We start from the raw sequence: 15,939 nt of genomic DNA, 5'->3' as shown, positions 1-15,939 counted from the left end.
CACCATACTCAGGGCTGGATCGCCACCTGTTGCGCCGCACCGGTTGGGAAGAGCGCCATCAGGCGGGTCTTGCCCGCACCGTTGTCGTCGGCGTACAGGCGCACGTCACTGCTTGCCGGCGCAGTTGGCGTTGCAGCTTTCGCCATCTGCACGTACGCGCCACGAGAAACCTCGTAGACTCCCTCGTTGCCGAACATCGACAGGAAGTGTGCCGCGCCACGAGGTAGCGTCACCTTCGTGGCGGGGGCGAACGAATTCCCGATCGCCGTCAGCGAGTTGATAGCGAACGCCGTCGCTTCGACGATCTCCAATCCAACTGTTCCGCCAAGGACTGTGTTGCCGATCAGTGAGACGCGCTGGATTGCGATGCCGTTCACTTCGACGAGACGGATCCCGGCAGCGCCTGTCCCCGACACCGTGATGGTGTTGCCTGCGATGATCGTTCCGACGACAGCGGGCGGGGTCGTCGGCTGGTAGTACGGAGTCGGCAGCTTCGACTGGATGCGGATCCCGTTGAGGCACTCCGTGATGGTGTTGCCCGAGATGTTGTTCCCTGTCGATCCGACTGCAAATCGAATCGCAGCACCCGTCGCCGATCCCGTCACCCCGCTGATGTTGTTATCGGCGATCGTGTTGTGCGAGCAGCCGAAGTATCCCTTGATGCCATCGCCCTCAGCGCCAGATCGTGCGGTGCGAAGGGTGTTGCCGGTGATCGAGTTCCGCAGGCAGCCCCAGGCCATGTGGATGCCCGTGGAGTTGAAGTCGCGGATGTTGTTGTTGGAGATCGTGTTGTCACACGCGCGCGGGGACAACAGAATGCCACGGTGCCCAAAGTTCTCCAGAACGTTGTCGGTGACAACACACTGGGCGGCACCCACGAGTGCGACGCCGTGCGTGCCGCCCTTGACGCGATTCCCAGAGATCCGGTGACCGCGCGACAGGTTCGTCGGGTTCACAAAGGTGAGCGTGTTGTTCTGCCCGCCCGACTGGTCATCGACGGTGTTCGAGACGCAGGAGATGCCCACAGCAGACGTAACGGTTCCGTAGGGGTCATCGAGAGTGTGTGTGATCGTGTTGTTCAGGACGCGACAGTCATTGGTGTCCCAGTCAAGCCGAATCGCTGTCGCACTCGTCGTGGGGAACCCGAACGCGGTGATCCCCTCGACTCGGATACGGTCAGCGTCGCGGAGAACCACGGCGCCATAGATGAGACCGTTGACGTCGAAACTGCCACCAACGATGCTCGCGTCCTCGATGTGGCCCGTGCCAAGCCAGGCCGGCGACTCTACGAGGGCAGTCACGCCAGCAGCAGACCTCGCCTTGAGGGTTGCGCCAGATACATCGAGTGTGACGCCGGTCTTCAGCAGCACCTTCGTGATCGAGTAGACGCCTCCGAACGCGAACACGACCTTTCCGCGCACCGCCGCGGCGGCATCGATAGCCGCCTGGATCGCGGCCGTGTCGTTGGCGGTGCCGTCCCCGACAGCTCCGTAGCGCCGGACATTAAACACTGCCCCGAAGCGGTGATCGAGAGCAGTCTGAGTCTCGGAGGATCCCTCCGTTGAGACGTATGCCGCGATCGCATCGTCATTCTCGACGCCATTCACCCCCGGGATTCCCTGGAAGCCTCGGTCGCCCTTCGGCCCCTTCAGGTTCGCGATCGGAACAAGCTCAGCAGCCATTGGAGACCCCTAACTGACCCTCGAGAGGTCACCAGAAACAGAATCGAGAACGAGATCGCCAAGCGACGAGCCCGCCGGCGGTGTGATGACGTTGGCTTCAACCCAGACCTGGAGTGGATTGGGTAGAGGCCTGTACTTGTCCGAGAAGAGGCCTGGACCATCCACGTAGAGGCGGCCGGGCAATCGGTCCACGCTGATGAAGTTCCCTGCTTCGTCTAGCCATTGGATGACAACCTCGTACCAGATCTCCGGACTGATGATCGTCGTCAGCTCCAGGTCGACCGACCATGCACCGGTAGACACTTCCGGTGTCGTAGGGATCTTTCGAGACACGTAGATCACGGACGCCGCAGTGCGGACGCCTGGCCCCGAAGGATGGAACTCGATCACCGGATGAAGATTCCGGGAGGAGTTCGCCAGAGCAGATCGGCTGAGATCCGAGAGCACGCCAGTGATGAGGGCCATGGCCCCTCCAATCGTGAGGTTTCGCGCTCAGGTGAGGCGCCAGAACTTGCCAGCGGAATCGACGTGCACGGCACCTACGAAGCCACCAGGGACGGTCGATGCGGCCTTCGACGCCATCCCAGGAATACGGATCGTGTTCTCGAAGAAGTAGACCGTCTGGGAGCCCACCGAGAAGGTGAACGACGCCGCTCCGCCTACAATGTTGCCGTCGCCTAGCAGGATGCGTGGAGATGAGTAGCTGCTGTCGAGAACGACGTCGCCGCCCCCGCCCTGAACAACGATCTTTCCGCCGCCATTCACGGCGACGGTTCCCTTCTGCGTCGTGTTGCCGGTCTGCGTGACGTTCCCGGAAATCGTCCCCGCACCGTTCAGGTTCCACGGCCCGTTCTGAGTAAGTGTTCCAGTGGAGGTCACGTTGCCTGTGATCGAGACATCACCGGTGATCACACCATTTCCCTCGAGGCGCCACGGCCCGGTCACTTTGAAGTTCCCTGTGACAGTGGTCGTGCCATCGATCGAGAGCGTGCCAACGATCTGCACTGAGCCGCCCGAGTCCACGCGCAACGTTCCACCGATGATGCGGAGTCGTCCGTTCGTGATCGATGCGTTCTCGAGCGGTGCCCCGGATTCGAGGCGATCGATGCGACGGATGATCCGCTGCAACCATCCCCATGCGTCTGAGAGGTCACGAAGCACTCTGCACCTCCACGCTGATCTGGTTGCTGAAAGACCCGGAGCAAGCGATCACGCGCAGTGTGTGCGGTCCGTCTGGGAAGACGACGTGACCGGAGGACTCGAGTACCCATCCGCGGCCGACTGTGGCGAGACCGGCGGGAAACTCGTCGTCTGCGGTGAACGACCCGACCCTCCACTGCACGATCGGATTCCGTGCTGCGGCGAACCAAGCGTTCGTCGCACTCTGCAACTGCGCCCCAGTGAGGTCAGGAAAGGAGCGTTTCGCGTCGCGGATCGGGATGAGATAGGGACCGCTTCCAGACCAAGCGACAGGCTGGTCTTGGCCGCTGCCGGAGCCCAGCCCTTGGCCACCTGTGAGTTGGTCAGCTCCGTTCACCTTGTAGCCGATCCCCCCGAGAGGAGACTTCTCGGCCTGTAGGTGAAAGCTGCTTGAACCGGTGCTCACCTTCGCTGCCACGAGCGTCTCGTAGCGCAGTTGCCGGCCGGCCGTGAGGTACGGGCGGAACAGAATCTCGTAGCCCAGCTCTTCGATCTGAGTAAGCAGATCCTCGATCGTGAGCTTCTTCCAGTACTCCCAAGTGGTAGTGATCGTACCGGCGCCATCTGCGGGGAGATCGATCGGGTAGGACCACTCGGCGGACCACTGCATGAATCGGGAGAGGATCGCCCGGACGGCCCCGCTTGCCGAGCGGTTGGCGATCGCGAGTGTGCCGAGTTCGTAGCTGTTCACGCCGTACGTCATCCGCCACTTGGCTTCGCCGCGGAACTCCACGCCTTTGACGGTGAGTGTGTCGGTGTCTTCCTCATAGTCCCAGTCGTCGATCTTCCACGCGCCGATCACAGACGCGTCGCCCCACCGCAGTGAAAGCGTCCGACTGTTGGGGGTGAACAGCCGGTCGATGTCAGCGCGTGTGAGGCCGGTGTCGGAGTCGTTCACCTTGAACTCGAACGAACACGATCCCGTGCTGGTGAGGTTCATCGACCACGATGCGCTGTTAGCCGGCCATGTTCGCCCGATCTCGTTTCCGGTGATCGAGTCATGAGACCAGAGACTCCACATGGGCGCGCCTCCGATCAGATGAACGTGTCAAGAGCCTTCACTCGCCCGGGAACCGAAAGGGTGAAGAGGACTCCTCGACCGGGGGGCACCGTCCAAAGGTCGCCTCGTCCGACGCCGGGCATCTCCACGCCGTTGCGATATACCCGGCCGCGCCGCATATCCACGGTGTGCGTGCCTCCGGCCGTCGCTCCGGCGACGACGAACGTTTGCCCCGAGGATGTGACCGTGTAGCCAGCGGGCGCGGAGGGGATCTCGACAACCGGGAAAGCTGGAAAGTTGCCGTAGTGCGCCGCGCTGATAGACACGGCCGTACCGGTCTTCGGATACACGTTCTCGCCCCCGTATTTGCGGGGGTCGGCGAAGACGAACTGGAGTTGGTACTCCGCCTCCAGGAATCCGCCTGGGGAATCTTGAACCTCACCGGATACGCGGCGCCCGTCAGCCCACCGGGTCTCTCCACGAGACGTGACCTGGAACCTCATACGATCCCCGGTCGCGCCCAGGCCCGCGAGAGCGTCGGACAGGTGCTCGAGCCGGTCCTCCGACTCGGCGAGCACCCATCCGTCGATCGTGACCACCCGCGAGGGCAGATACACGGGTACGTCATGCTCTCCGTGCTCTACGGCGCGGGCGAGAGCTTCACGGCGCCCGGCCGGAAGCCCGCGCCACCCCTGCAGCCCATCGGGCTTCACCAGAATTGCCTCGCCCTGTGCAGACGGGAGCGGAGCACCAAACAGTTCGAGTCCGCCGACCTGGATCTCAAGCATTGGACCCCCTACGCTCGTGCGCGCTGCGCGATAGCCGCGAACTTCTGACCGGCGAGCTCAACTCCCACAGCGGGATCCTCATGCTCGAAGGTGTTGTACTGGTTCCACGTCTGTCCGCCGCCTCCGCCTAGCTGCGACAGCACGCCAGGCGACAGCGGGACGACAGCCTCGTCGTAACGGCCCTCTCCGACGACGGCGAGCGTTCCACCCTGACGACGGGAGACAACGCCGCCCTCCGCGAGGTGCGGAATCTTGCCGATGCTGAAGTCAATAGCTCCACCTGTCGCGTCTGCGACGAAGTTGCCGACCTCATTGAGGCCACCGAGGAACCCGTTAATCAGGTCGATGATGCCGTTGATGACACCCTTACCGATCGCGACAATGCCCTCGAAGATGCCACCGAAGATGTCCTGGATGCCCTGCCACGCCTTCTCCCAGTTCCCGGTGAACACACCGGTCAGGAAGTCGATTACGCCGCCGAGGATTGCCACGAGCGTGTCGACGACAGGGATCAGCACGGATGCGATCGCATCGACAACACCCTGGATGACCGGGATGAGCGCGGCGATCACCGCTTGCAAGATCGGGAAGATCGCTTCGATGAGCTGCATCAGCGGCGCGATCAGCGGGAGCACTGCCAGGAGCACCTGAGAGATGATCCCGGCAAGCTGCTCGATGATGGGCAGCAGGGGCGGAATGATCTGCGCGACGAGTTGAGCGAACACATCCGCGACCTGCACAAGCACGGGCATGATCGCTTGCAGCACCTGCCCGAGAGCCCCGCCGATGACGGAAGCCACCTGGCCGATCATGCTGACGATCTGCGGCAGGATCGGGCCGAGCACCTGGAACGCGAGCAGGACCGGTGAGAACTGCATGCCGAGCTCGGCGATCTGACCGATCAGTGGGCCAACCGTGTCGAAGATGGTGCGCAGCACTTCGCCGAACTGCATTGCGTTCTGCACCATGCTCAGCGGGAGGAACGAGTCCTCTTCCATCAGGTTGCCGGTGAAACCCACCGAGACAACCTTGATGATCTCGCCGATCGTCTCCCCGAACTGGGATGCCTTCTCCTCAAGCGGCGCCAGCCCCGCAGTGATGTTCTGCAGCATCGGAGCGATCTGGTCGAAGACACCACCGAGGAGACCAGCTCCGATGCGGCCGAGAGATGCCACGAGGTTGTCGAATGAGCCTTGGACGGTCCCGCCCATGGCGGCGGCGACTCCACCGCTGGCGGACTGTGCTGCCGCTTCGAACTCGGCGAACCCGATCTTGCCGGCGGATGCGAGGCTGAACACTTCGTCCGTGCTCACGCCGAGCTGTTCGGCGAGCTTCTGGTAGATCGGGATGCCTCGATCGGCGAGCTGCTGCAGCACATCGTTCTGCGCTTTGCCGGTGGACTGCACCTTCGCGAAAATCGAACCGATATCCGACAGGCCAGTCCCAGCAGCCGCAGCCGTGTTCGCGACCGTGGTCAGAACATCGGCCATCTCCTGGCCCGGCCCAAGCCCCGAAGCTGCGAGCTGCGCGGCGACCGTCGCCGCATCACCCAGACCGAACGCCGTGCCTCGCACCGAGGCGAGGGCATTGTCCATCAGGCCTGCGGTCTCATCCGATGTGAAGCCGAGACCTTCCATCTTCGCTGTCGCCTGATCGATGGCATTCAGACGCTGGAAGCCCTTGGTGAGCGCCGTGCCGAGCGTGACCGCGATAGCAGTGCCAGCCACCGCAGCGGCAGCAAGAGCGCCCCCCTTGACGCCCTTCATCAGTTTGCCGCCGAGGCTGGACCCTGACTTCTCGACCTCCGGCGCGATCGGTGCTCCGAGGGCTTCCGCGATATCCTTCTTGACGTTCGGGAACTTGGCTGTCAGCGCCACATAGGCGTTCGCGATCTCAACAGAAGCCATGCGCACCCCCGGAACGAGGAAAGCCGCCCCGAAGGACGGCTTTCGTGGATGGATCAGGCGGGATATCGATGCCTGCGGAGGAGCGCTTCTGCCTTGCGACGGACTTTCAGATCCTCCGCGCGCTGCTCATGCGCGAACGGCGGCGTCTTCGGGGGTTGCGGCTTCTTCCCCTTGCCCTTCCGGACATGGAAATCGACGACACGGACGGTGTAGTCCAGCATCTGGAGCGCACGCTGATCTTCCGAGATAGCGGCAGGCCCGCCAAACGATCGCCAGACAGGCGAGCCAGCCGGCAACCACGCCACGAGGTCGGCGGTCGTCAACGGCTCATCCAGCGCGTCATCCAGGTCCATGCCGTAGGACAGCATCATTGAGGCCCGCAACGCCCCCTCGTGATAGCGAAGGAGCACCGCGAGCGTCAGAAGTTTGGGCGGGCCTCCGACAGCAACTCGAACACGAACTCGGTCGTGTGACCGATGTTGTACTCGGCGCCGTGTTCGGCAGCGAGTCGTCCGTGCGCCTTCCGCGCGCCGTCGTACCCGAGCATGCGTCGAAGCATCCCCGGAACCCGCATCGCGGCCTCGGAGTTCATCTCCGCAGGAACGGGGACCCCCGACTCCTGCATGTCGTTCACCTCTTGCAGGAACCCGATGTCATCCATTGTGCGCGGGTCACCGAGGCCGGCGATCTGCACGGTGTACTTGTGCCCGCGGACGGTGACGTCAACGCTCTTCACGGCCGGAGCGGCCTTCGGCTTGTGATCCTGCGGCTTCTTCGGTGCAACCATGATTCGACTCCATTCGACTCAGAACACTTCGACTCTGGAAAGGAAAGGTGGGCGGGATGGAGTCGAGGCACCCCGCCCACCGGTCTGTCACTCCTCTTCGGCTTCGAGATCCGTCTCGAGGAAGAAGTAGTCGCCGATGATCTCGCCAAGGAACGGGAACGCCGCGATCTCCGTATTCCCGAAGATGCGCTCACCATCAGGAGCGATCTCGAAGCGCGGGATGATGAACCTGCCACGGATGGTCTCGTCGGACTGGTCGTAGAGGTCGATCACGGCCTGCATGGTGGTCACACGCTGGCCGGCGCCACGAGTCTCCTTGCGCACCCCGGTCGTGATCGTCGAGTCCTTCACGGTGTACCGAAGTCGGTTCGTGAGCTCCTTGGACTCGAGTGCGGCGAAACCGATGGTCGTCCCCGGCTCGTTCACACGAGTACGCACCACACCGTTGCCCTGGTGTCCGCGGATCTTCTCCACCGAACCGGTGGGCGTCTCCGTGATGCCGGCAGGGCTGATCCACCCGACTTCCTCGAAACCCACCGGGGCTTCCAGAGCGGTCGGCAGAGTCGCGCTCAGCGGCCCCAGCCAGATGCTGTCAAGGTCCGACCCATAGATCCGGGCCAGGTCACTGTTCACTCCCATGGGGAGCCTCCAATCGCCCGAATCTGGGCATAAGAAAAGCCCCGCCGGGCGGCAGGGCCAAGATCAGGTGGGGTTACGCCGCGCGAACAGTCAGCCGCACAGTGAACGAGTACCTGTCCTCGTTCGTGTCAGGGTCTGGATCGAAGTACACGCCGGACACGTCCTCGACTCGTCGCACCAACGGCATACCGCTGGACTCGTTCAGGAACGCGAACCGTGCGGCTCGAGCGTCATCGGATGCCGCAACGCTTGTCGCGGCCGTGCACGTCACCGTGATCTGTGGCTGGTCGACGATCCGGTTCAACGCCGACCCTCCTGTGCGTCGCGCCTGCACGAATCGCTTCGGGCGCGGGTTCGGCACCTTAGTTGAGACGGGAGATGTCATGCGAGCCCGGAGGAAAGCCCCAACCATGGCTTCCGCGTCCGGGAAGTCAATCCTTGCCATCATCGCGACCTCGTCCAGTTTTCAACCTGAGCTTGGGTTGCCCAGATGGTCTTGCCGTCGCGTTTCCTGGTGTAGCGAACAAGCGACGAGTCATTCGAGGCTGGAACTCTCGCTCCGATAGCTTTCGTGAGCACCTTGTTTGCGGCTTCCTCGATCCGACCTTCCTCGTTCGTCGCCTGCACATACCCGCGCGCGGTCCACTTATGACGTCGTTGAACGTATTCAAAGTTTCGACCCGCCCTGCCAGAGATCGCCCGCCCTTCCGCGTCAACGATGTCCTGCGCGCTATCGGACCCCATGATGCGGTTGATGCCACGGATGTTCAACTTCAATCCACTGACTGAGCCCATGATCACCCCTCCACTCGGCGCAGCGTCACGACATTGGCACGTCGGGACGAATCAGTCGGATGCACCCACTCGCGAGTGTCACCCTCAACCTCGTACTGATACCCTCGAGCGGTCACACGATCGCGTGACCCGAAAACCGCCTCCGCAGGAAGGTAGAGAGTCGGCTGAACGATCAACCGGTCACCACCTTCCCGGGGTTCCGAGCTCGAGCCCGGATCGAACGCGTACACGCCCACGGAAACGGCTTCTCCCCAGCCTTCGGCGGGATTCCCGTGAGCATCCACCGCTCCGGCGTCGAAAGCCTCATGCTCGACGAACTCACTGATGGGCCTCATGACGGAACCCACACATTCGGCACGCGAAGGCGAAAAGAGTGTGCGACAGCCAGGTCGTCCGGCGCGAGGCGTGTCGCGCCGCCCTGTGCCCACGTCGCGTACGTGTACTGGTCGGTGAACGGACCGGTTGTGGCCGAGTACTGGGTCACGCCTTCGGCAGCGTTCGGGTTGATGCTCAGCACCTGGCGTGTGACGTCCGCGATGGTGAGCCGGACGAGATCCGGAACATCCCCGCCGTGCGAGTAGTCCACGTTCACGAATTCGTGCGAGCGCCGGGGAACTGTAAGCCACCGCGGCGAAAGCTCGAATGGAATCCCGCGCCCGCGATCATCGGTGACCGTGTGAATCACGGTCACCGGCTTCTGTCGCAAGAACACGCGTCCGCCGTTGACCTTGATCCGCGACACGGAGCGGCCGGGCGTGAATTGCTGCCCGGAGGCGAGCCGGAACAACTCTGAAGCCTTGTCCAGAATCGCCCCGACTCGCGCTTCCTCTTCAGGGGTGAGGTCGCGACCAAACGCGGCCTCCACATCCTCTTGGGATGCGAGCTGCACTATTGCCATGACCTCACCCCTTCTCAGGTTGCTTAGACCTTGGTGACGGTCTTGGAACCGCCTCCGGTGATCGCCGCCGAGTTGGCCGTCACAATGACGGTCTTCTGGAAGGTGATCGTCTTGGTGGTCGTACCGGAGACGTTCGCGCCGGCCACGCCGTCGAGCTCGTTGACGGCGTCGCGGATCACCGGGTTGGTCGCGTCGAATGCGATCGGCTCGGTGGACTCGCCGTCAACGGACAGGGTGAACGTTCCGCCCGTGACGCTTCCGGTGTTCGCCAGCGTCCATGTGTCCGACTCGGCCGTGTTCGCGGCTCCGAAGTTGACCTTGACCGCGCGGATGAACTCCATCTGCACTTCGCCGCCCGACTGGACGACCAGACCGTCGTCACCGATCTGCGGGTCCGTGACCACGGATCCGCCGGTGAAGACGCCGAGGATCGACCGGTCGTGCAGCGTGTCGCTGTCGTAGTCGAAGAGCTGCCGGACGGAGAGTCCGCCTTCGATTGCGATGGCCGAGGACGTTGCGCCCTTCGGTGCGGCCGGGGCGACGTACGCGAGAGCCAGCGCCGAGTTGTGTACGAAGTACGACTCGTCGCCGTCCAGGGCGTTCGACTCCACGATGGTGAACCCGGCCAGGCGTCCGACGACACCTTCACGGACGGCCTCGGGGAGGCCGGCGGTGTCGACGTCGAGGAGCTTGTCGAACGACGCGATCTCTGCCGACACCTCGGAGCCGACGATCCAGTAACGGCCGTTCGCCGGGACGTTGGAGTCGTTGAGGAGCTTGCGCGCCTGGATCGCGATCTTTCGGGGATCGGCGCCGGGCGTGTAGTTCACCTCGTGCACGAAGGTCGCGGCACCGAGGGTGTCGGCGATCGTGTTCTCGAAGTCTTCGACGAGTGCGCGCACCTGCGGGACGGTGACGTCCTGCGAGTAGTTCTCGATGTCGAGCGTGAGCTCTTCGTCGGAGAGCTGCACCGGCACGATCGGGTAGCGGGAGAGCTTCACCTGGATGCGCGACTGCACGAGATCCTGGTAGACGATCGGGTTGCGGTCACGGAATCCCGCGTCCTGTGCGACCAGGATCGCCGGGCGCTTGACGTTCACGACGTCGCCCTTCGCTCCCTTGAAGTCCGCGATCCCGTACCGGTTCGAGAACAGGTTCGGGAGGACGATGGTCCGCTGGAGGATGCCGAGGGCGACGCCCGCGATCTTCTCCGCCTTCTCAAAGATGTGTGCCATTGGTAGCACCTTTCTGTGTATGAATGACCGCCACCAACGGACGTTGAGGCGGGAGAGCTAGAGGCGAACGTTGGCCGCGATGTCCTTCGCGTCGGCCTCTTCTTCTTCGATGTCGTCGCCGCGTTCGCCACCCGTTCCAGGCGTGGCGGCCTTCGGCTTCTCCGGGAGGAGTGCCAAGATCTCGTCGGCGTGCGCTTCGAGCTCTTCACGGGTCGAGCCGCGGAGGATCGAAGCGGAGATGGGCGTCTGACGCCCCTCGCTCTTCTCCTTCGCCACCTGATCTGCGAGTGAACGTGCCGCATCAGCCTTCTCGCGTTCCGCGATCTTCGCTTCTGCGGCTTCGGCGCGAGCCAGCGCCTTCTCGAGCTCTGTCTTCTGCGCGTCCTCGAGCTCCTGCGCCTTCTGCGCCTTCGCGCGGAGGTCAGCAAGCTCGTCAGCGGTGACGCCCTGATTCGCCTTGGCATTCGCCTTGGCGCGCTTCTCCCACGTCTGGGCGTACTTCTTCCACTCAGACTCGGGGGCGTCATCTGCCGGCCGCTGCTCAGCAAGTTCCTCATCGGTGATGTCTGGCATCTCTTCCTCTCCCGTTTCGGGGTATAGAAAAAGCCCCACCGTTCGGCAGGGCTCAGAACCGCTTTGTGCGGTCGTCTACTGCAGCGCCTCGATCTGCGCCTTGCTGGTGAACTTCTCGTCACGCCAGGCGAGAGTCGGACCGTACTCGCCATGCGTGCGCGTGACGATCAGGTCCGTGTAGTCGGAGATCGGAGCGTCTCGGACCGTCTTGCCCAGTCCAAGGTCGCGCGCTCCCCTATCGGTGGCACCGAGCTTCTGCTCGATGGTCGCGTGGGTCAGCTCGAGCAGGTCGCTATTGACGGTCTGCTGTTCCGGGTCAAACCCAGGCGGCAGGCGATCGACGGAGCAATCACAGCCAGGGTGAATTGGGCTCAGCTCGCTGGTGAGGTACCGCTGAGTGGATGCGATGACGCACAGCGCGCAGTTCTCATTCCCGGTCAGCACACGGACGAAGGCAGTGATGCCGGCGGACTCAAGCGAGCGTTGCGCCTGCCTGACCTTCGCCATCTGCATGTCGGTGGAGATCAGAGACGCAAGCCGCGCCGCCCCCTCTTCAACCGCGAGTGCCATCGGCTTGTCGTCGGCCAGCGCTGAATACACCGTCGTGGCGGGGCGCCGATAGACCTCTTCGGCCGCGACACCGCGGCCCCCAGTGATGTACCGGACGTCGATCCCCGCCCGCGCACCGACAGCCTGGAAGTAGGCCTCGGTGAGGTTCGCGATCTGGATCTGTCCGGCCTGAACGTGCGGGACGACGAGAGCCACGAGACGGTCGATGTCCGAGTCCCGATAGGAACCCAGGTTCGACCAGAGCCGATTCGATGCCACCAGCAGGCGGTTCCTGACCTGCTCAACCGCCTGCTGATAGCTACGCTGCGTTACCATCGGCCGCTCCGAACAACGTCAGCTGCTCGAACGCGATATCGGTCTCGATCTCCCGAATCTGATCCGCCGACTGGCCCCAGATGTTGCGTGCGATCCAGCGTGTGGGCATTCCGGCAGTCTTGGCAAGGTTCGCCGCCTGCGCCCGTTCGCCGAACGACACGAACGCGGTCGGAGCGAACTCCACCTCGATCGTCTCCCCAGCGTCGACACTCTGGACCCGCATGGCATCAAGGATCGACCCCTCGAACGCGGGACGGAACAACTCGATGCGCTTCTCAGCCTTCGAGATCTCCGCTTCCTTCGCGTTCATCGCCCCCTCGGCCGACTGATTCTGAGAGTCGGAAAGGAAGTTCGACATCGGCGTACCAGTGACGCCGCAGTACTCACGCACGTCTGCTTCTTCGCCCCGGAGCATCGCCTGAATGCCTGCGGAGCCGTCAGAGAGCTCAGTGAGCTTCGCGCCTTCGGGGAGATCCCAGATCGCGCCGGGTGCGGGGTCGAACACCTTTCCGTAGTCGACAGGATCGTCCTCGTCGGGCTCGGGGAGACCTTCGACAACGCGCTGCTTGTACGCCTGCATGGCGACCGTGACGAGCCGCTGCAGCTTCCCGAGGTTGATGCGATCGATCACGTCGCGGTGAGGGGTGACCTCGCCGACGCCATGCGGGTTCTCGAGCACCTGGATCGGGACGCCGCCGTCGTACTCGACGACCTCGCCCGGATCCCACCCATCCGCGTTGAGGCGGCGGAACGAACCGTATTCGGTCTTGGCGCCGCGAGTGAAGCGCTGCTCCAGCCCAGGAACCCAGACGGTCGCGTAGTCGATGCCCTTGATCTTGTCGCGCCACGCCTTCACGCCGGCGATCGCTCGCCACGGCTGCAGAGGGTCGGCGATGGTGATCATCTGTTCAGGGCGCTCGCTGGTCGTCACAGCGCGTCCACCGACATCCTGCGTGAGCAGATATCCGTAGCCCGTCGTCAGAGCGTTCCAGGCGGCGTCCGCGAACACGATCCCCAGACGGTTGTCCCGGTAGTAACGTCGCGCTGCTTCAGCGGCGGCTCCAGTGTTGTCACCGACCCGCACTCCCAGCGGGATGATGCGGCCAGCGAGCGACTCGCAGGTGCGGCCACCGAAGTTCGTGCGCGACTTGCGCTGGAATGCAACCCACGACTCGCGGAGGTTCGCACCCATCTCGGGCAGCGGAGCGTCCCCGTCCACGTACCGCCGTGACAGCTTCACTTCCGGCAGACGCTCGCCAAGAGCCGCCAACAGAATCGGTAGATACTCCTCGGGTGTCACTTGATCACCTCCTACCTGATTCGACGGGCAGCCCGCTTCCGCGCACCGCTCACGCCCTTGCCCACAGCATCAAGCCCGGCGGCGAGAGCCATCATCGACCCCCATGTGAGGTCGATCTTCGAGAAGTCCTGGTCGTCGTCCGGCTTCTTCAACACATACCCAGCACGCCGCGGATCGCGTCGCGCATTGAGGAAGTGGCGAATCATGTCGGGGTGACCATCGAACGTGATTTCCCGATTGGAAATCGATTGGTACATCTGCTCGAATACCTCGCAGGTGCGTGTCACATTCTTCTGTGCCCACCGGATCGGCTCCGCCGTGGTCATTTTCGCCTTGAGTCGCTTGTGGTACGTGGCTTCCCACTGCTTGACCTCGCCGGCCCACCCATCGGAGGGGTCAGCGTAGAAGCCGACGACGTTGTAGTCCTTGAACGCCTGAGCGACTGCCTGCTCGATCTCGAGCTTGGATGGCTTCCACCCGTCGCCCTTCGGACCCTCAGGCTGCTCCCACAGGCCCACCTTGAACAGGTGCTTCTGCGTAACCGAGTACCCGACGAGGACAGTCGAGTCAGCGATGCCGCGTTTGCGACCGGAGGAACCGTCGAAGCCGAGCGTGACCGGCTCGCTCTTCGTGATCACCTTGTCGGCGATGACACCACGCAGCTCGGGGTCGGTGACGAATGCGTCACGAGCGGCGTCGACCTGGTTGAGGAAGTCTGCCCGCATCTGCGCCGGATCATTCGACGTGTCCAGGAAGTCGTCAGCGATGCGTTCAAGATCGGACCACCCTGGTTCGCACGGCGGGTCGTGCAGGACGCACCCACGCGGATCCTTGGACGAGTCGCCGTAGGCGACGCGCAAGCCCTTGATCAGTGACTCGCGATCACCGATGTCCGTCGTGGGAGTGACGCGGTGATCGAAGTAGATCGACTGCACGTCCTCCAACGCCGGGTGCTTGCCCGACTTGATCTTGTCCCAGAACTCGAACGACGCCTCGGCCACTGACCGTTCACCGAGCGTGTATGCGTTCGGTGTCTCGATCGTGACCCCGCCAAGCTTCGTCGCGTTGTTGCGGAGCGTCTGCGCAAGCTTCACGCCACTGTTCGACCGCAGCCACGTCTCGGTCTGATCCATCGACGCCGCGACGGCCTTGAATCCCTTGATCGATAGAGGCGAGGCGGTGATGGGGGCGATGCGTCCACGCTCGAGCGCGACGAACGAGTCCATCGGGTCACAGTTGAACTCATCGGGAGCGCTGCCGTTGCGCAGCATCTCGAGCAGAGGCTCCCATGTGTTCTTCGTCTGCTCCTCCGTGACCGCAGCGATCGCCACATACGGAGTCCGTACAGACGACCACGGCTTGCCAACAGGCTGCCCGTCCGCATCCCAACCATCGGGAACGACGTCAAACAGCCCCTCGGCGATCATGATGCCGCCAACGAAGGGCGACTTGCCCCAACCTCGAGGACGCATCAGCACCGACCTGTGGATCACACGCTTCCCGGTGAACGGATCGAGGCGGTAGAGCTCGTTCAGATAGTCCTGCTGCTCGCGCGTCACAATGAACGGGTCTGACTGCTCATCGTCGCCAGCATCCGGCCGCCCAAGGTACTCTTCCATCTGCTCAGCGACCGTCCACCCGAGAGTGGGGAAGTCGTCTTCAGACAGCGGCACCCAAGGCACTACGCCTCCAACCGCTTCGTGGAACCGTAACGATCGCGCGCGGACGAAACCTTCACCGCGCCAAGGACCGCCTTCGACTCGCCCTCGATCGCGGCCGCCGAGAAGATCCGAAGCTTCGCCCGGTCCTCCGGCGTGAACCCGTACTTCGCCTCACGCAACCGCAGCTCGCCCGCCATCGAAAGGTTGCCCTTCCAGAACGCCGCATGGATCATCGCGGTGTCCAGCAGGTACGCCCAGTCCGTGTCGAAGAACTCGTTCACCAGCGGGTGATGCTGGAGCATGTCCCACCAGCCACGAGTCGCATCCGGCCAGTTGAACGGCACCATGTACGGCTCGCCATCCTTCGGCCGGATCTCCACCTCGAACTCCGGAAGATCCGGCTGAGTGACCGCACGCGCCGGCGTGATGTACCGGACAGGCGCAACATCAGCGTTCTTGCGCGCCCGCTTGCTCGGATTCTTCGGGGCAGGACCGTTGCCAGCCATGTGAGCCTCCAGCCCGTTTCGGGATGCCCGTTCCGGGCAGGAGCACGAAATCCCCCAGACTCGTACGCGGGAGTTTCCACAGC

At 63.4% G+C, this 15,939-nt stretch carries 18 protein-coding genes; all 18 read right to left on the bottom strand.

The window, feature by feature from the left end; translation table 11 throughout:
* Positions 1-8 precede the first annotated feature (8 nt).
* Positions 9-1,682: a NosD domain-containing protein gene (locus tag FFS56_RS10800; RefSeq protein WP_137771824.1), complete on the bottom strand. Its 1,674-nt coding sequence runs from the start codon at positions 1,680-1,682 to the stop codon at positions 9-11.
* A 9-nt stretch (positions 1,683-1,691) separates the two neighbouring features.
* A complete protein-coding gene (locus tag FFS56_RS10795; RefSeq protein WP_137771823.1) occupies positions 1,692-2,147 on the bottom strand; it encodes a hypothetical protein in 456 nt (151 codons plus the stop codon).
* A 27-nt stretch (positions 2,148-2,174) separates the two neighbouring features.
* Positions 2,175-2,810 carry a hypothetical protein gene (locus FFS56_RS10790; RefSeq protein ID WP_137771822.1) on the bottom strand — a complete coding sequence of 212 codons (636 nt, stop codon included), beginning with the start codon at positions 2,808-2,810 and terminating at the stop codon, positions 2,175-2,177.
* Between the two features lie 22 nt (positions 2,811-2,832).
* A complete protein-coding gene (locus FFS56_RS10785; RefSeq protein ID WP_137771821.1) occupies positions 2,833-3,822 on the bottom strand; it encodes a hypothetical protein in 990 nt (329 codons plus the stop codon).
* A 95-nt stretch (positions 3,823-3,917) separates the two neighbouring features.
* A complete protein-coding gene (locus FFS56_RS10780; RefSeq protein WP_137771820.1) occupies positions 3,918-4,670 on the bottom strand; it encodes a hypothetical protein in 753 nt (250 codons plus the stop codon).
* Positions 4,671-4,678: 8 nt separating this feature from the next.
* Positions 4,679-6,577: a tape measure protein gene (locus FFS56_RS10775; protein ID WP_137771819.1), complete on the bottom strand. Its 1,899-nt coding sequence runs from the start codon at positions 6,575-6,577 to the stop codon at positions 4,679-4,681.
* 53 nt (positions 6,578-6,630) lie between these two features.
* Positions 6,631-6,948 (bottom strand): hypothetical protein, encoded by a 318-nt coding sequence (locus tag FFS56_RS10770; RefSeq protein ID WP_137771818.1) that lies wholly within the window; start codon positions 6,946-6,948, stop codon positions 6,631-6,633.
* A 47-nt stretch (positions 6,949-6,995) separates the two neighbouring features.
* Complete coding sequence (locus tag FFS56_RS10765; protein WP_137771817.1) at positions 6,996-7,364, bottom strand: hypothetical protein; 369 nt, start codon at positions 7,362-7,364, stop codon at positions 6,996-6,998.
* 87 nt (positions 7,365-7,451) lie between these two features.
* Complete coding sequence (locus FFS56_RS10760; protein ID WP_137771816.1) at positions 7,452-8,003, bottom strand: hypothetical protein; 552 nt, start codon at positions 8,001-8,003, stop codon at positions 7,452-7,454.
* A 73-nt stretch (positions 8,004-8,076) separates the two neighbouring features.
* On the bottom strand, positions 8,077-8,388 hold the full coding sequence (locus FFS56_RS10755) for a hypothetical protein (protein WP_137771815.1): 312 nt from the start codon (positions 8,386-8,388) through the stop codon (positions 8,077-8,079).
* Positions 8,389-8,447: 59 nt separating this feature from the next.
* Positions 8,448-8,798, bottom strand: coding sequence for a hypothetical protein (locus FFS56_RS10750; protein ID WP_137771814.1), 351 nt, complete (start codon positions 8,796-8,798; stop codon positions 8,448-8,450).
* A gap of 331 nt (positions 8,799-9,129) precedes the next feature.
* Positions 9,130-9,696, bottom strand: a complete 567-nt coding sequence (locus tag FFS56_RS10745; RefSeq protein WP_137771813.1) for a hypothetical protein — start codon at positions 9,694-9,696, stop codon at positions 9,130-9,132.
* 23 nt (positions 9,697-9,719) lie between these two features.
* Complete coding sequence (locus FFS56_RS10740; RefSeq protein ID WP_137771812.1) at positions 9,720-10,931, bottom strand: P22 phage major capsid protein family protein; 1,212 nt, start codon at positions 10,929-10,931, stop codon at positions 9,720-9,722.
* A gap of 57 nt (positions 10,932-10,988) precedes the next feature.
* Positions 10,989-11,504 (bottom strand): hypothetical protein, encoded by a 516-nt coding sequence (locus tag FFS56_RS10735; protein ID WP_137771811.1) that lies wholly within the window; start codon positions 11,502-11,504, stop codon positions 10,989-10,991.
* Positions 11,505-11,579: 75 nt separating this feature from the next.
* On the bottom strand, positions 11,580-12,389 hold the full coding sequence (locus FFS56_RS10730; RefSeq protein ID WP_137771810.1) for a hypothetical protein: 810 nt from the start codon (positions 12,387-12,389) through the stop codon (positions 11,580-11,582).
* Positions 12,373-13,689: a phage portal protein gene (locus FFS56_RS10725; RefSeq protein WP_137771809.1), complete on the bottom strand. Its 1,317-nt coding sequence runs from the start codon at positions 13,687-13,689 to the stop codon at positions 12,373-12,375. Before FFS56_RS10725 ends, FFS56_RS10730 begins: the two co-directional genes overlap by 17 nt.
* Positions 13,690-13,700: 11 nt before the next feature.
* On the bottom strand, positions 13,701-15,362 hold the full coding sequence (locus tag FFS56_RS10720) for a hypothetical protein (RefSeq protein WP_212742670.1): 1,662 nt from the start codon (positions 15,360-15,362) through the stop codon (positions 13,701-13,703).
* Between the two features lie 8 nt (positions 15,363-15,370).
* Positions 15,371-15,856: a hypothetical protein gene (locus tag FFS56_RS10715; RefSeq protein WP_137771807.1), complete on the bottom strand. Its 486-nt coding sequence runs from the start codon at positions 15,854-15,856 to the stop codon at positions 15,371-15,373.
* Between the last annotated feature and the right edge of the window lie 83 nt (positions 15,857-15,939).

The organism is Microbacterium sp. Beta (assembly GCF_005502545.1).
In the GTDB taxonomy this organism is placed as follows: domain Bacteria; phylum Actinomycetota; class Actinomycetes; order Actinomycetales; family Microbacteriaceae; genus Microbacterium; species Microbacterium oxydans.
The sequence above is the reverse complement of the archived record's forward strand: the minus strand, read 5'-3'. Positions and strand labels throughout refer to the sequence as shown.